The 16,290-nt window shown below is 45.1% G+C and carries 12 protein-coding genes and 2 pseudogenes; 13 read left to right on the top strand and 1 reads right to left on the bottom strand.

The annotated features are described in order from the left end of the window. Positions 1-47 precede the first annotated feature (47 nt). Positions 48-746 carry a DUF559 domain-containing protein gene (locus G519_RS44050; protein ID WP_036633603.1) on the bottom strand — a complete coding sequence of 233 codons (699 nt, stop codon included), beginning with the start codon at positions 744-746 and terminating at the stop codon, positions 48-50. A gap of 1,000 nt (positions 747-1,746) precedes the next feature. On the opposite strand from G519_RS44050, the gene G519_RS44045 reads away from it, so the two are divergent. From G519_RS44045 to G519_RS0122375, 13 genes and pseudogenes are all read left to right on the top strand, one after another. After that, positions 1,747-2,157 carry a DMT family transporter gene (locus G519_RS44045; RefSeq protein WP_244280177.1) on the top strand — a complete coding sequence of 137 codons (411 nt, stop codon included), beginning with the start codon at positions 1,747-1,749 and terminating at the stop codon, positions 2,155-2,157. Between the two features lie 13 nt (positions 2,158-2,170). Further along, the gene (locus tag G519_RS0122430; RefSeq protein ID WP_029196615.1) at positions 2,171-2,614 is read left to right on the top strand and encodes an OsmC family protein; all 444 of its coding nucleotides are present in this window, start codon (positions 2,171-2,173) and stop codon (positions 2,612-2,614) included. A 138-nt stretch (positions 2,615-2,752) separates the two neighbouring features. Next, positions 2,753-4,567, top strand: coding sequence for a sensor histidine kinase (locus G519_RS0122425; protein WP_029196614.1), 1,815 nt, complete (start codon positions 2,753-2,755; stop codon positions 4,565-4,567). Then, entirely contained in the window at positions 4,564-6,162 is a 1,599-nt protein-coding gene (locus tag G519_RS0122420) for a response regulator (protein ID WP_029196613.1), read from the top strand. The genes G519_RS0122425 and G519_RS0122420 overlap by 4 nt, the downstream gene beginning before the upstream one ends. Positions 6,163-6,257: 95 nt before the next feature. Continuing rightward, positions 6,258-7,613, top strand: coding sequence for an extracellular solute-binding protein (locus G519_RS0122415; RefSeq protein WP_029196612.1), 1,356 nt, complete (start codon positions 6,258-6,260; stop codon positions 7,611-7,613). A gap of 11 nt (positions 7,614-7,624) precedes the next feature. After that, the gene (locus tag G519_RS0122410; protein ID WP_029196611.1) at positions 7,625-8,509 is read left to right on the top strand and encodes a carbohydrate ABC transporter permease; all 885 of its coding nucleotides are present in this window, start codon (positions 7,625-7,627) and stop codon (positions 8,507-8,509) included. Next, positions 8,506-9,321 (top strand): carbohydrate ABC transporter permease, encoded by an 816-nt coding sequence (locus G519_RS0122405; protein WP_244280176.1) that lies wholly within the window; start codon positions 8,506-8,508, stop codon positions 9,319-9,321. Before G519_RS0122410 ends, G519_RS0122405 begins: the two co-directional genes overlap by 4 nt. A 26-nt stretch (positions 9,322-9,347) precedes the next feature. Continuing rightward, entirely contained in the window at positions 9,348-10,979 is a 1,632-nt protein-coding gene (gene nagZ / locus G519_RS0122400) for a beta-N-acetylhexosaminidase (protein ID WP_029196609.1), read from the top strand. Between the two features lie 21 nt (positions 10,980-11,000). After that, positions 11,001-12,077 carry an ROK family protein gene (locus G519_RS0122395; RefSeq protein ID WP_084160271.1) on the top strand — a complete coding sequence of 359 codons (1,077 nt, stop codon included), beginning with the start codon at positions 11,001-11,003 and terminating at the stop codon, positions 12,075-12,077. Positions 12,078-12,242: 165 nt separating this feature from the next. Continuing rightward, entirely contained in the window at positions 12,243-13,499 is a 1,257-nt protein-coding gene (locus tag G519_RS0122390) for an MFS transporter (protein WP_029196607.1), read from the top strand. Between the two features lie 462 nt (positions 13,500-13,961). Beyond that, a pseudogene (phnC, locus tag G519_RS44040) lies at positions 13,962-14,624 on the top strand (phosphonate ABC transporter ATP-binding protein); the annotation flags it as partial. Then, positions 14,614-15,398: pseudogene (locus G519_RS44035) on the top strand (PhnE/PtxC family ABC transporter permease). The pseudogenes phnC and G519_RS44035, both read left to right, overlap by 11 nt. Then, positions 15,399-16,271 carry a PhnE/PtxC family ABC transporter permease gene (locus G519_RS0122375; RefSeq protein ID WP_029196606.1) on the top strand — a complete coding sequence of 291 codons (873 nt, stop codon included), beginning with the start codon at positions 15,399-15,401 and terminating at the stop codon, positions 16,269-16,271. Positions 16,272-16,290: the final 19 nt, after the last annotated feature.

The raw sequence follows: 16,290 nt of genomic DNA, 5'->3' as shown, positions 1-16,290 counted from the left end.
GCCTACGAAGCAGTAGGATTTTTGAACAGTATTACAAAGTTTAAAAGTTAATATTTTGCTTGGTTATTAGCCTCCCAGATCGCCTGTGTATTCTTGTGGATATCGTAACCTCTAACACATTTTATACCATCACCAGCTGGCTTAAGGAGTGATTTTTCAGACATCGATTTAAGAATTCGGCAGGCTTTTTTTGAACTGAAATGAAGCACTTGGCTAACGTCACTTGGCTTAAGAGTTCTTCCAATCGTCAAAGCCAAACGAATTATTTCCTTCTCTATGTAATCGATTTTTAATTCTGATAGCAATGTTCCGCCAAGGTAACGACCCATAAACTGCTGCAGGGTTTGTTCGCACATGCGGGGGCGATCTTTGACATCATCGTATGAGAAGCGTAGAATCTTCCATCCATCGATAATGAGGTGGTTTTGGCGATTGCATTGGTCGGCAAATTGAGTTCGGCTGATTTGTGATGAATGTGTACCGTAGCCATCAATTTCGATGGCTAGTTTGAGGGAATGACGTAGAAAAGCGAAATCGAGGAAACGGGTGCCGTCGCGGAAGTCTTTCACTTCATACTCGGGGTGCAGGTCGTTGAAGTTGCCGAATGCCGGCCACCAAACCTGATAAAGAAATGCTTTTTCAGCATGGCCATGGCCTTCTTGGAGCCTTCGCAACCGTTCTCCTTTTCTGATAGCTAGATGCTGAGATAGGTAATTCTCATGTGCGGTGGACGTAAGATTGTTCATTTACATAACCTCCCAAAGAAATAAATAAGCCGCTTTTCAAGATCAGCGAAGTGCTGAATTAGAAAAGCGGCGTGTGCTTCACAGCCGTATATTAGTGTTTAGGTGTAAGCATATGTGTCTATTGAACCCAATTGTTCTATGTGCTACATGTCTATTGTCTTAAACAGATAATATCATAAGAACCTTTAAAGAGATAGTATCAGCCTTCATTTTTGAATGTATATTGACCGATGGCAGGTAACTCTGTTTTAAGTGGTGAAGTTAGGCTTTCACGGTTTTAGTGGTGAGTTTAGGTTACATGCTTTAATGATGAGGTTAGATTTCATGCTTTGATGTTGAAGCTAGTCTATATGCTGTGATGATAAGTTAATGTTAACATGTTTGAATGTTGAAGTTAGGGTTTACATTTTGATGCGCTAAGCAAAAGCGCAGCCCCGTAGATAGGCATGTACGAATGCTAAACAAAAAGTGTTTAAAAATAAGTATATTTATATGTTGACTTTGTGTTGAATTCCGTATATAATTTATAAATTGATTGAAATGAACCATATAAACACTTAAAACCAAGCCTCATTTACCCCACACGAACGATTAGCGAGAAGAAAGTAACCCCCTCTCCTTGTTTGTTTTTCTCCCAATGTGCAGTAAAATTCAGCTCATTTATGGTAAACCCGAGGCAACGTCAAGTGTTTCGGCAGCAGGTGTTTGTTAAGCAATTCGTACTGGCGCGGTCATTGGAGCCGCAAGGATGGAAGAGAGGTAGGGCTTTCATTGTTTTGATTCCAACACATTTATTATGCATTTTCATAGATATCAATGTAAGCAAGTATAAGGCTGTTTTTACCTATTTTAGGGATAAGGACGGCCTTTTTCTATTGCAATAAAACAAAATCGTTCCCGTCCTGACGCCAGGAGTGAGAACGATTTTTTGCTTACTGGTGAAACAAAGCGCATTCCATTACAATAAAAATGAATAGTTAATACGTAAAGGATGGTTACTATGATTTGGAATATGAATTGGACATTTCTACTGCTTGCTATTCTTTTTGAAACAGTGGGAACAACGGCCATGAAGATGTCTTCAGGCTTTACTAGGATAGGCCCGGCTATTGTTATGGGCATCTGCTATATTTTGTGCTTCACCTTACTGACGCTGGCTCTAAAGCAGCTTGATGTCAGTTTGGCATACGCCATATGGTCTGGTGTAGGGACAGCACTCATTACGATCATCGGCATTTGGTGGTTCAATGAATCGGTTTCCACGTTGAAGGTTCTTTCAATTGTTCTTATCATCTTAGGGGTTATTGGTCTACATATAAGCAGCAGCTGGGACGAAGGCAAAACAAAGGTTTCACAAGCGCAAAGTTCTTCAATCGCAATAAACTCGGACAATAAGAATAGATGGAATTGAGGGGTGAAAATCTATGAGTGAGCATCGTTTTGAACTAAAAGCGGAGTGGTCCGGAGGCTTGGACGGCACAGGTCACATTCGAACAGGTAACCTAGTTACCGCAATCTCGGTTCCAAGCCAGATAGATGGGCCTGGCATCGGGACGAATCCGGAGGAGATGCTGCTTGGCGCGGCAGCGACCTGCTATTTAATTACACTCAGCATGCTGTTGAAGCGTCTAGGAATTGCATCGATCGAGCTGAACTCAGAGATATTCGTCCATAGCAGTCCGGCGATGAAGGTGGATAAAATCATTCACCGGCCGCGAATCGCTAGCCCAGCTCATACTTCCCAAGAGCTTACGGATAAAATAAGCAAAGCGACCTATCGAGCTGAGCAGGCTTGTATGATAAGTAAAGCTTTAAAAGGGAATGTCGAGGTCATCGTGGAACCTGAGATTTATCAACTGAAGGAGTAGAGGATTTTATCCCTGCAGCATCCAAACCTATCCCTAGGATCATAAAATGCGGCTCATTTATAATGAATAGTAAGCAATGTAAAGGCGCCAACACTAGGATGGTGCCTGATTCGGTTTGGAAGGAGTCTGCCATCGTCGATGAATTTGAACAAAAAAGTGTTTATCGGTTTTTTAATGTTCATTATTATCCCCTTGTTCGTACTGGGCTCCGCTGTTTATACGGTATCTCAGCAGCTCATTGAGAAGAAGTACGGGGATTTGACAGAAGTCACGCTGCAGGCGATTTCCCGCAATATTTATTACATGTTCAAGGAAGCTAATTACTTCTCGGACTTTTGGATGGTAAAAGAGAGCATTCAGGGGATTTACCGAACGATTGATGAGGTGAAGCCGAATGAAGAATCGCTCTCGTCATATGACTTGAATACCTTTGATACCTTGCTGCGCGGTTCTATCTTGACCTATTCACCCGTGCAATCCGTGGCGATTTATAATAATGCCGGCAAATCGTTTAGTGCGGGGCGCGGGGGTGGAAGCGCTTTGCCGTGGACAGCGCTGACGCAAAGTACAGCATTCCAGCAGATTCAGGAATTGAACGGAAGTCCACTCTGGATTGGACCTTCCGAATATAAGGAGTTCGGGACGGGCCGCGGGGAATTTTATCAAGCGAGATTGGTCAAAGATTTCTGGACGATGGACAATCTGGGGTTCATGCTGCTGAAGTTCAAATTTAATGAGCTTGATCAAATTTTCAAATCATTCAATACGAATGAGGAAAGCTCGAAGCGTTATTTACTCGTCAACAAAAGCGGACTTATTTTTTATGATAATAAGCAAAATTTAGAAGGTGCCAATGTACTTCAGCTGCTGCCCGGCAAATTGGATTTACAGCTAAACAATAATAGTTTCCAAGCAAATTTTCAGAATGAGAAAAGCTTAGTTTCACTCTACCATTTAAATATTAATCAGATGGGTGTTGAGGATTGGAGCGTCGTGTCGATCACCTCATGGAAGTATGTGGCGGGTGAAATTGAGACGATTATGAAGCTGGTCGCTGGGATAACGTTCGTCTGTTTATTTTTTGCACTCGTGTACAATCTAGTTTTCGTAAGGCGAATTGTTCAGTTGATTCTGCGTATGCTTTCTTCGATGAAAAAGGTTGAGCGCGGCGATTTGACGACCCGCATGGAGGAAAGCGGTAAGGATGAAACGTCTGCTCTCGCTAGAGGGTTCAACAGCTTGGTTGTGCGTGTGGAGGATCTTCTGGAAGAAGTCAAACGTCAGCAGGACCGTAAAAATAAGGCCGAGCTTATGCTGCTGCAAGCCCAGATCAAGCCGCATTTTCTTTTTAATACCCTCGAATCCATCAATGTGTTAGCAATCCAAAATCAAGGAAAAAAAGTCAGCCAAATGGTGTATCGGCTCGGGAATCTGCTGCGCATTGGAATGGAAAACAGAGAAGAGATTTCACTAAAGCAAGAGCTTGAGCATCTGAAAAGCTACCTTGAAATTCAGGAATTCCGTTTTGAAGATCAATTTCAATATGACATCCAAGCTCCCCCTGAACTGTTGGATTACAGCATTCTCAAGCTTACTCTCCAACCATTGGTAGAGAATAGTTTGCAGCATGGTTTTGAACCCATTGATTATATGGGCATGATCGCTATAAAGGTTGTGGATGAAGGGGAACGGATTGCTCTTTATGTAACGGATAACGGCATTGGTATAAGTGCGGAGAAATTAGCTAAATTCCATTATAAAACAGAGCTAGAGACGCCATTTCACGAAATAATAAGTGCGAATGAAGAGCGAAGAGGACTAGGCGTCAGCAATGTAGCTGACCGTATTCGGATTCAATATGGCAAACATTATGGCATGTTCATCTGCAGTCAAGAAGGTCACGGTACGATGATGAAGATCGTGATCCCAAAAAATAAGGGGGAAGGCTTATGAGGCTAAAAGCGATATTGGCAGATGATGAGCCTAACATTTTGCGTAATTTGCAGGCGGTTATTCCTTGGGATGAACTGGGGATTGATATCGTTGGAACGGCCAAAAACGGGGTGGAAGCACTGGAACTTAGTTGCCAGCATGTGCCGGATCTAGTTATGAGTGATATTCGTATGCCGCTAATGGATGGGATTACGTTCGTTCAGAAGCTGCGTGATATCAATGAGGACTGTACGGTACTTATGGTGACGGGTTATCAGGATTTTGAATATGTACGCTCGTTAATGCGAGTTGGTGTGAGCGATTACATATTGAAGCCTATTAACTATGAAGAGCTCGAGAATTCAATTAGCAAATTGGCGAATGAAATCAAGGTTAAGAAGCTAAGTGAGCAAGAGGAGCAGCAAAAGTGGGGCAAAATGAAAAATTTGGCCTACGAGAAAATCTTGCAGGACGTTTTGATGAATTATACAGATATAACCCCGAATACACTGCTCCCGATTGATGATATGGACCTTGAAACGTTGACCTACTTATTTGCGATGATCGATGTGGATAATTACTCGCAGAAATCACTGCCATGGACGGAGAATGAGCGGAAGCTTTGGAATTTCGCGGTACGAAATGTATTGCAAGACTCGTTAACGGATGAGAAATTGAAGTTCACGGTACTTCAGATCCGCGAAGGCGAGTGGTGTGTAATCATACAATGGGATGAAAAGGGCGAAAGCGATGCATTGGTAAAGTTAAATGAAATGGCTGCTCTACTGCAGCATAACGTTTCACAATCGGTTAAATTAGGCATTAGTGTCGGCATCTTTCCTACTGCGATAGGACTTCGTCAACTCTCTGAGGCTTATCGGAAGCTTCAGCGATTCATGCAGCTTAATCTGGGCAAGCAGGAATCCGTGCTGTTGTATAAAGAGTCCAAAGAGCAGGCTGATGCGAACAGCTCCTTATGGTATTTGGTGGAGGAAATTGTAACAGGACTTAAACAGCTGAACCGTCTCAAAACGGAGGATGCTTTAAAGCGCTTGAAATTACTGCTTGAGGGCCTGTCCGACAGCTCATTTGCCAGAGCCTATCAGATGCTGCATTTCCTTATTCTTCATCTGCTCCGCGAATTGCGAGAAATGAATTCCCTTGATTTTCAGGAGGAAGAACAGATCTGGTGTCAACTGGATAAGAGCGAGAGCATTCAACAATTGCTTCAGGTTATGGTACAGCTTGTAGCACTTGGGCTGGAAGGGACGAACAAGAAGAAAAACAGCGAGCTGCTCATGACAGCGGCGAAGGAATACATAAGAACTCACTATTCGAATGATTTTGGAATCGAGGATATAGCGAGCTCCTTAGGGATTAGCTCCAGCTATTTTAGTTTACTATTTAAGCAGCATTTTGGAGAAACCTTCGTTGAATATGTTACGAAGCATCGCATGGAATTAGCGAAGTCGATGCTGCTCCACAGTGATAAAAGCATTACGGACATTGGAAAATCAGTGGGATACATCGAACGGCGATATTTTACCAAAGTATTTCAAAAGTTTACTGGCGAGATTCCGTCGGAGTATCGCGAAAAGCGCAAAGAAGTGAAGTAGAGGATTTTGCCCCTTTATAAGGAATTTGTGGGCCTTTAGGACAAACAACGGTTATTTTATACTTAGATGGCTAGCAAAAAGGAGATCAATCAAAGATGAGAAAAGGAACGTTGATTTCGGTAGCGGCGGTAGTGGCTATGACGTTCATCATGACTGCTTGCAACAGCTTATCTTCGAACAAGGAACAAAACCTTCATGCAGGCGAAACTCCAAGCCCAACAGGGGTAAAAGGAGAGCCGATTCTACTGACAATTCGTCACACGCAAGTGAAGGATACGCAGAAGAAGCGCTTCGCTATGCTGCAGGATGTCGTGAAAGCAACGGAATCGAAGGTGCCTGGCTTGTCCATAACGTTAGATGGGGTGGAGGATAAGGTCAATCGCTTCGAGAAGTTGAGAGCGGAGATGGCCGCGGGGAATCCACCGGAAATATTCGACTTGTTTGGCGGGACGGACACGAAGGATTACGTCAAAGCGGGTAGACTGCTTGATCTTACGCCCATACTGAATGAGCTTGGATTAATCAATAAGTTTTATAGCTTTGAGGAGTTTACGGTTAACGGTAAAATTTATGGCATTCCGATGGCAGGGTATGTCGAAGGCTTATACTATAACAAAAGGATTTTGGCGGATCATCAAATAATACCACCTCAAACGTGGGAGGAACTGCTAGCAGCTGCCGCGATACTAAAGGCTCATAAAATAACGCCATTTGCAATGGCGGCTAAAGATTCATGGGTCATTAACATGATGAGCAATACCATGTGGATACGCACGGCCGGGCCAGATTCTGTTCAGGGCTTATTGGATGGAAGTAAACGATGGACGGACCCGGACATTGTGGATGCTTTTGATAAATTCCATACGTTGATTCAAAAGGGGTATCTCCAGGAAGGCAGCTTAGCCCTAGCCTATGCTGAACAGCAAAATAAATTTAGCAGCGGTGAAGCGGCTTTCATGTTCGATGGCAGTTGGGCGAATACGCCGCTGCTTGATCCTGAGAAGTCATCCATTGTCAAGGATGTAGGCTTCATGAGCTTCCCGGCGATGGGAGGTCCAGGTGATGGTTATATCAATGGAGGATGGTCCAATGCTTATGGCTTCTCTAAGAGAGTAACGCCAGATCAGCTGGTGGCCATTAAGGAGTTTATCAAGCAAATGTATAACGAATCCATGCAAAAAAGACAGCTCGTCGAAGAAGGGATGCCACCTGCCATGAAGCTGCAGGATACGAGCAATGTGAATCCTCTAATTACGGAAATTTTGAATGTGTTTGCAAGCAGTAAAGGTGCTTTCCCTGCATTCGACTCGCGCATTCAAACGAAGGTTCGGGAAAAATTGGAACGCGGTATGCAAGAATTAATAGGCGGAAGAACGGACCCGGCCTCCTTAATGGCGGAGATACAGAAGCAGCAAGAAGCTTCGAATAAGGAAGAAACCCACACCAAATAGTAGGATGAGACATGAATAAGATAGGTAGAAACCCATTTGCTTATGCGCTTTTTACATTGCCGACGCTGCTGCTATTCGTGATCTTTTTCTTATATCCCATGATCATGTCGCTGCGTTACGGCTTCACGGAGTGGAACGGAGTATCGCCGGCGAGATTTAATGGTTTGGATAATTTCATTACAGCTTTTCAGGACAAATATTTCTGGATGGCTGTGCGGAATAATCTATATTTCATTGGTTTTTCTGTCGGATTACAAATCCCGTTCATACTCGGTTTAGCGCTTCTGGTGAGCAAAGTTAGGCGATGGACTAGCTTTTACAAAACGATGATTTTCCTACCCACGGTGCTTTCTACTGCTGTAGTTGGCGTATTGTGGGGATTCATCTATCATCCTCAGGCGGGACTACTCAACCAAGCATTAGAAGCCGTAGGGCTAATGACTTGGCAGCATGTTTGGTTAGCTGAAGAAGCGACAGCGATGCTCTCTGTGCTTGTTACCAACGCATGGCAGTGGATTGGATTCTATGTCGTGCTGGTGCTGTCGGCGATCTATGCGATCCCCAAAAATATCTTGGAAGCGGCTGAGTTAGATGGGGCGACAAGCCTGCGTGAGGCTTGGTCGATTACGCTTCCGATGCTGCGTCCTGTTATCATGGTCATGATTTTGTTATCGATCACCGGAGCTATGAAGGCTTTAGACATCGTCTTTGTGATGACAGGCGGCAATCCATATGGGATTACAGAAGTGATGGCTACGTATATGTATAAAAAAGCTTATCGCATTGGTGAGTATGGATATGCAAACGGAATTGCCGTACTTATTCTCCTCTTAACCGGCATGTTAACATCCTTGTTTGGCTGGTTCACAAGGAAGCAGGAGGAGGTGCAATATTGAAGGGATCCCCTTATCGACATGTCTTCCTGCATGCTGTACTCATGTCGTACATAGGCATTATTTTGTTTCCACTTCTTTGGGTATTAAACTCCTCTTTTAAAACAAATAAAGAAATCATTACCTCGCCGTGGTCCCTTCCAGAGCGACTCTCTTTATCAAATTATTGGAATGCATGGACGGGGGCACACGTGGGTCACTACTTTACGAACAGTTTAGTGATTTCTGTGATATCCGCGTTGACAACGGTGCTTCTTGGTACAGCTACGGCTTACGCCCTAACACGAATGGACTTTCCACGAGTAAGCAAGCTCTTTCAACGTATATTGATGCTCGCTTTGCTAGTTCCCGCGGGATCCTTGCTTATCCCTTTATATATGCTGCTTCGCGGCATGCACTTATACAATACGCCACTAGCCCTGATCCTGCCTTACGTGACGATAGGTTTGCCTTTAACTGTGTTTATTTTTAGTGCTTTTTTGAAATCCATATCGAGTGAGTTAGAAGAAGCGGGGATCATGGATGGATTATCGATCTATGGTCTTTTGTGGCGAGTCATTATTCCAATTACGATTCCTTCACTCGTTACAGTTTTTATGCTTCATTTCCTCAGCAATTGGAATGAGTTTATGATGGCCAATCTGTTTCTAGCGAAGGAAAAGTTTAGGACGCTTCCTGTGAGCATGGTAGCCTTTTACGACCAATTGAATATGAACTACGGTTCGCTCTGTGCGGCAATCATGTTTAGTGTTATTCCAGTCGTGCTGATCTATTTTATTTTGCAGAAACGTATCATTGAAAGCATTAGATCTTAACTCACCCATTCAAGGAGCGTGTACTCATGCCATCTTTATCGCCTAATAAGCAACATCCTTTAACGTTGCGTCAAAAAGTGGGTCAAATGTTTATTTGCGGTTTTGAATCTTTGGAACCCAATGCGTCCATTACCCAATTAATTGAGGAATACGGACTTGGCGGTGTCATCTATTTTCGTCGAAATGTAAAAGATGCGCACCAATTGGCTCATTTGTCAGCCGAATTGCAAGCGATAAGTCTCCGCAGCGGCGGACAGCCGTTATTCATTGCCGTAGATCAAGAGGGAGGTATGGTTTCTCGTATTGAAAAAGGAGCCACGCTGCTGCCAGGGAACATGGCATTAGGGGCTGCTTTTGCTCCCGCAGGTGTGTATGCCAGTTCAAAAGTGATGGGGAAAGAATTGCGCCAAATGGGCGTGAACATGAACTTCGCTCCTTGTTTAGATATCAATAATAATCGATTAAACCCGGTTATCGGCGTGCGCTCTTATGGTGAAACTGCTGCTCTCGTAAGCGATATGGGTACGCATGCGGTGAAAGGCTTGCAAGATATGGGCGTTATTGCAACCGTCAAGCATTTCCCAGGACATGGAGATACGTCAGAGGATTCTCACCATGACCTTCCCGTTGTTCCACATAGTATGGAGAGATTGATGGAGCTAGAGCTTGCCCCTTTCATTAAAGCGATTGAAGGCGGTGTAGACGCGATTATGACGGCGCATGTCGTCTTTGCGGCACTAGAAGAGAATGGCGTACCCTCGACGTTGTCGTATCGTATTTTAACGGAATTGCTTCGGGAGAAGCTTCATTTCAAAGGGTTGATTGTCACAGACTGCCTGGAGATGAAGGCGATCTCAGAAGGGATTGGTGTGGCAGAAGGGGCCATTCGTGCCATTGAGGCTGGATCGGATATTATTTTGGTTAGTCATTTACTGGATCGCCAAGTGTCTGCCATTGAAGCGGTTATTGCTGCAGTAGAAAGTGGACGGATTCCGGAGTCGCGAATTGATGAATCTGTACTGCGGATTATGACTTATAAATATAAGCGAGAGATTCGGTATGATACGCTAGCACCCATTCCGACAGAGCCTATTTCAACCCCAGAGCATCAACTGCTGGCGAAAGAATTGAGCCGTAAAAGTATTACACGGGTTAAGGATGAAGTAGGTAAAGTGCTGGATCTGAACGAGCCTATCGTAGTCATTTGGACGGAAGTACAAACAGGAACTGAGATCGATGAAGTCGTGGATCGGAGCGGGACACTGGGCAGTGCATTGTCTGAGATAGCCGGAAAGCCAATTCAGGAGATTTACTTGGGATTATATCCTTCGGAAACGGAAGTAGCATCGGTTCTGGAAGCTTGTGATGGTAACAAGCAAGTTATCATTGTCACATACAATGCAACATTCTCAGCAGGACAATCCAGGTTGGTTAAAGAATTAGTTCAAAGGGAAGAACAGTATGTTATCGTGGCTGCCGGTAGAAATCCTTATGATTTACTTGAATTTCCAGAGGTAAAGACTTATTATGCTTGTTATGAAAACCGTCCACTTGCGATGGTTTCGCTCGCGAATGTGCTGCTAGGGAAAGAGAAGGCGGTTGGAAGACTGCCTGTGACCTTGTCGGAGGAGTATCCGATTGGTTGGAGGCTGGATTGATAGGGAGAGGGGAGAAAAGAGATGACATTGGAGCAAGATAATAAGCAGGATGTTTTTGTGAAGGATAACAGCAAGGAAAAAGTAACGAAAAACATCGTCGAAGAACAAGATGTTTTCGTTCGGGAGTACTTTATTGGGGTAGATCTGGGAGGCACGAAGATGTTGGCCGCGCTGGTTGCGTACGATGGCAGCATCATCGCACGGGAAGAGATCCCCACCCTTGCGCAGCAGGGGGAGGTCGCTGTTCTCGATCGGCTGGGTAACCTGATCGAGGGGATTCTCGCGGCTGTGCCCGGCAGCCGCAGCGCTCTCCGCGGTATTGGCGTCGCCACCGCGGGCACGCTCGATACGGCGAACGGTGTCGTCACCTTCGCCACGAATCTCGGCTGGCGCGACGTTGCCGTCGCCGCCGTGTTGTCGGACCGCTTCGCTTGCGAGGTCCGGCTCGAGAACGACGCCACCGCCGCAGCGGCTGGCGAATGGCTGGCCGGCGCGGGCGAGGGCGCGCCGGACTGTATATTCGTGACGATCTCCACGGGGATCGGCGGGGGCATCATCTCCGGCGGCCGCTTGATCGCCGGAGTCAACCATAACGCAGGGGAGCTTGGTCACATTTCCATTGATGGAAATGGGCCGCGCTGCCTCTGCGGGAATGTGGGGTGCCTGGAGCTCTACGCGTCAGGCACCGCCATTGGCCGCCGCGGCGCCGAGCACGTGCGCCGCGTTGCGGGAGGCGACGGCGACGCAGCCGGCGCCCTGACGAGGCTCGCGGGAGGCGACCCAGACCGCGTCGATGCGCGGTTGGTCGCGGCCGCAGCCGCGGAAGGGGATGCCGAGGCCAGCGGCATCCTGCGCGAAGCGGGACGAGCCCTCGGCATCGGGCTCGTGAGCATCCTCCACCTGCTCAATCCGCAGGTGGTTATTCTTGGCGGCGGCGCTTCGCATATCGGCGAGCCGCTTCTAGGACCGATGCGTGAGATCATCGAGGATCGCTGTTTGCCGTCGATTCTAAGCCCGGTCCGATTCGTAACATCCGCTCTTGGATCCTCCGCAGGAGCTGTAGGCGCAGCACTGCTCATGTCGAGGGATGGGCGCTGAGTCATTTCACTTTATGACACCGGTCATATGACAAATTGCACTAGACGTTAGACACCTTTTTCGTTACATTAGAAAAGGTTTATGAAACTTTCTTGGTTCCGATTACGTCGGAATGAAGTTGACGTTTTATGGACCAATCTATTAACGAAGGGGTGTTTTTTTTCTATGTCACAAGCCGTATCTGATTCTGCGCCAACGATGCGTTCTTTTTTTGCCAATCGTTTCGTGCAGTCTATTATGTTATCGGGTCTTTTTCTCCAAATCGGGATTTGGATTCGTAACTTCGCGATTCTCCTCTATGTAACCGACATGACGAATAACGATCCTTACTCGGTTTCCTTGATCTCCGTTGCCGAGTTTGCGCCAATATTTATTTTCTCTTTCATTGGCGGTGCCTTTGCGGATCGATGGAGACCTAAACTTACGATGGTTTGGTGCGATATTCTCAGCGCGGCCTCGGTATTTATCATTATGATTACCCTGTATTATGGTTCATGGAAGGCGATATTCTTTGCCACACTAGTGTCGTCCATCCTATCCCAATTCTCTCAACCATCCGGGATGAAGCTGTTTAAGGTTCATGTGCATGAATCCCAGATGCAAATGGGGATGTCACTGTTTCAATCAATGATGGCTATCTTTATGATTTTGGGACCAATTATGGGGACTTTCGTGTATTATACCTTTGGAATCGAAGTCGCTATTGCGATCATGGGAATTTGCTTTGTGCTTTCAGCTCTTGTACTAACGTTTCTACCTTCTGATCGCAAAGCTGAAAAAGGATCAGCAGGACCATCCACGCATATCTTTGCTGAGATGGGCGAAGGTTTCCGGTATGTGCTGAAAAATAAAATGCTTGTCACTTTGGGAGGCTGCTTTGCCGTTGCTGGTCTTGCTATTGGACTAATCAGTCCGCTTGGTATCTTCCTTGTTACGGAAAATCTAGGTTTGCCAAAAGAGAACTTGCAATGGTTTATGGCTACGAATGGTGTCGCGATGATTATCGGCGGAGGCGTGACGATGGGCTTCTCCAAAAAAATGTCGTCGCAAGCGCTCCTTATTCTGGGGATGTCCGTAAGTGTCGTAGCGTTTGCAGTCATTGGCATGACACATCTGTTATGGGTCGCACTTTTGATGCAATTTATGTCTGGTCTGGTCATGCCTGCGATCCAAATTGGTATCAATACAATGATTCTTGGCAACACGGAGGAATCGTTCGTGGGTCGCGTGAATGGTATACTAAATCCATTGTTCATGGGTGCCATGGTTATCACAATGAGTTTGGCTGGAAGTATCAAAGCAGCCTTCTCGCTTGAAACGATTTATATTACTTGTGCAGCTTTGTTTCTAGTTGGGGTCTTCATTATGGTGCCTTCTTTGAAATATAAGCAAACTGCGGTGCCGCAGACGAGTAGTGAGTGATGCATGAACCCTCCCGATTTTCGAGAGGGCACTGAATAGGTTTTCTGCAGACCGAGCAAAGACCCGAAAGATGGTCACTTTGAAAAGAGTGACCTCTCTCGGGTCTTTTTGCGCTTATAATTAATGAATTCGATAGGTTAAGGATTCCACGAGGGAATTGTTGGAGTAGGGGGAATAAGGTTTGAAATGCATCCATCTTCGCGGTGGAATGATGTTGTAAAAAGTGCAACAATTGCTGTCAAGATCCCGACTTTAACCCTTCGTTGTTGCATAATGTACAACAATTTAGTCCCAATACGGGCGATTTCGCATCAAATGAGCTAAAAATGTTGTACAAACTGCAACATCAACTTACAAAATAGCCTTTTGGCCTGTGAATTGTTGCAGAAAATACAACATTGGTAACCACTATAGCCCATTTGCCCTCTGGAAAGCTGACCAAGTAGCCAAACAATAATTCTGGGGAAATCAACGCTCCTTCGTTGTATCAACCGGATGATTGATGCTAGCAGCGGAGAGATTGTTTTTGATGGCGCTAATGTTTCGGCATTTAAGAAAAAAGAGTTGAAGCGATTACGTACCAGGATCGGGATGATTTTTCAACATTACAATTTGGTCAATCGGTTGAGCGTCATCGAAAACGTCCTTCATGGCCGACTTGGTTACAAGTCTACCTTGGCTGGCGCCTTAGGTTTGTACACCGATGAAGAAAAACGTCAGGCGTTCAATATCTTGCAGATCCTAGGTTTGGAAGAGCAGATTTATAAAAGATGCGATCAACTAAGCGGTGGTCAGAAGCAGCGGGTAGGGATTGCCAGAGCTTTGATCCAAGCCCCTAGAATGCTGCTGTGTGACGAGCCGATCGCTTCTTTGGATCCGAATGCATCTAAGGTGATTATGGATCATCTGAAGAACATTTCGACCTCCATGGGAATAACCGTTGTCGTCAATTTGCATCAAGTAGACGTTGCTTTGAAATACTCGGACCGAATTATAGGCGTCAATAAGGGAAGAGTTGTATACGATGGTGTGCCAGAGGGAATCCAGGCAGACGAACTCCAAAGCATTTATGGTTCCGAGGTGGCACACAACCTGAGTGAGCTAGGAGGACAACATGCAGGGTAATTTCTTTGCCGTAAAAAGAAGAAACTCTATGATGTATGGTGTTCTGCTGCTTGTGTTAACTTTGGTTGCCATTATTATAACGAAATATAACGTTGTGAAAGGATTTACTTCCATACCGAAGGCGATAGACTGGGCGATTTCTAATTTTATCCAAATGAAAAAGCGATGAAAAGATTGCCGGACATTTTAGACAAGCTGGTTGAAACCGTATTAATATCTATCGCTGCTACAACTGTCGCTGCCGTGTTTGCCCTTTTAGCCGCAATTCTAGGCTCCAATACAACAGGTGTTAACGGGATATTCGGCTATTTTAGCAGAGGTATCGCCACCTTATTCCGCAACATTGATGTAGCGGCATGGTCGATGATATTGCTTTTATCCTTTGGTCAAAGCGTCTTGACTGGATATTTCGCTCTGTTTTTTGGATCCTTTGGTTTTCTGACTAGAGCTTTTATGGAATCGATCGATGAAGTGAGTTCAAGTTCCGTTGAAGCATTAAAGGCTACAGGAGCTGGCTATCTCTCGATTATTTGCCAGTCTGTTATACCTGCAAGTATGCCTCAGCTCTTGAGTTGGATCTTATTTATGGTAGAAACGAACATTCGTCATGCCACACTAATAGGAATTCTGACAGGGACGGGAATCGGATTCTTGTTTAGCTTATATTATAAAAGCTTGAATTATAGCGCTGCTAGTTTGATCGTTATCGTCATTGTGCTCACCATACTTGTCATTGAATATGTTTCCAATTATGTGAGGAGGGTGATCTTGTAAATGGAATGGGATGAATCAGTTAGAGCTTTATATGATGCAACTGAGAAACAAGTTAAGCAGATTCATAACCAACCTATAAAGGCCAAGCCCTTTAATTTGGCTACATTCTTTATACAAATCACCCTAGTCACATTAGTCGTACTGACCTTTTATGGTTTCAGCAGCTTCGATTACAAAGGGGTCAGTCTATTCGAAGGTATTCAAGCAGCGGCCGTTACGGTTAAAACGATGTTTCTGGAACCTCATTTCCAGCATTTCACTTTTGTCGATGGTCTAAAGCAAGTATTTGTTACGCTTGGGTTAGCTTTTCTAACGACACTGTTTGGTGCAGTGATTGCCTTGTTTCTTGGGCTGCTGGCTGCACGGAACTTATCCTCGAATGGCGTCTCGATGATCATCAAAGGGTTAGTTGCTATCATTAGAGCCGTTCCAACGGTGTTATGGGTACTGATTTTTGCCGTAGCAGCAGGTCTCGGAAGTGTCGCAGCCGTCATCGGCATGACCTTTCATTCCGTAAGTTATTTAGTTAAGGCCTATTCGGAATCTTTCGAAGAGTTGGATCATGGTGTTATAGAAGCCCTTAGAGCAAGCGGCGCGAATTGGTGGCAGATTGTTTTCCAAGCCGTAATCCCTTCCTGTATAACGTATATCATCTCTTGGACCTTCATGCGTTTTGAAATTAACTTTGCTGTTGCAGTTGCCATGGGGGCAGCCGCTGGCGCTGGCGGGATCGGTTTTGATATGTTTATGGCGAGCGGATTTTATTATGATTTGAGAGAAGTTGGAGGAATTACCTATTTCATTTTAATTTTTGCTATCATACTTGAGGTTATGGCAAACAGAATTAAAAGAAAGCTACGAGCAACAGTGTAATACGTGAATAGGGAGATAG

Source organism: Paenibacillus alginolyticus DSM 5050 = NBRC 15375 (assembly GCF_000422905.1).
GTDB classification, from domain to species: Bacteria; Bacillota; Bacilli; order Paenibacillales; family NBRC-103111; genus Paenibacillus_E; species Paenibacillus_E alginolyticus.
Note: the sequence above shows the minus strand (reverse complement) of the source record. Positions and strands in the feature narration are given on the sequence as shown.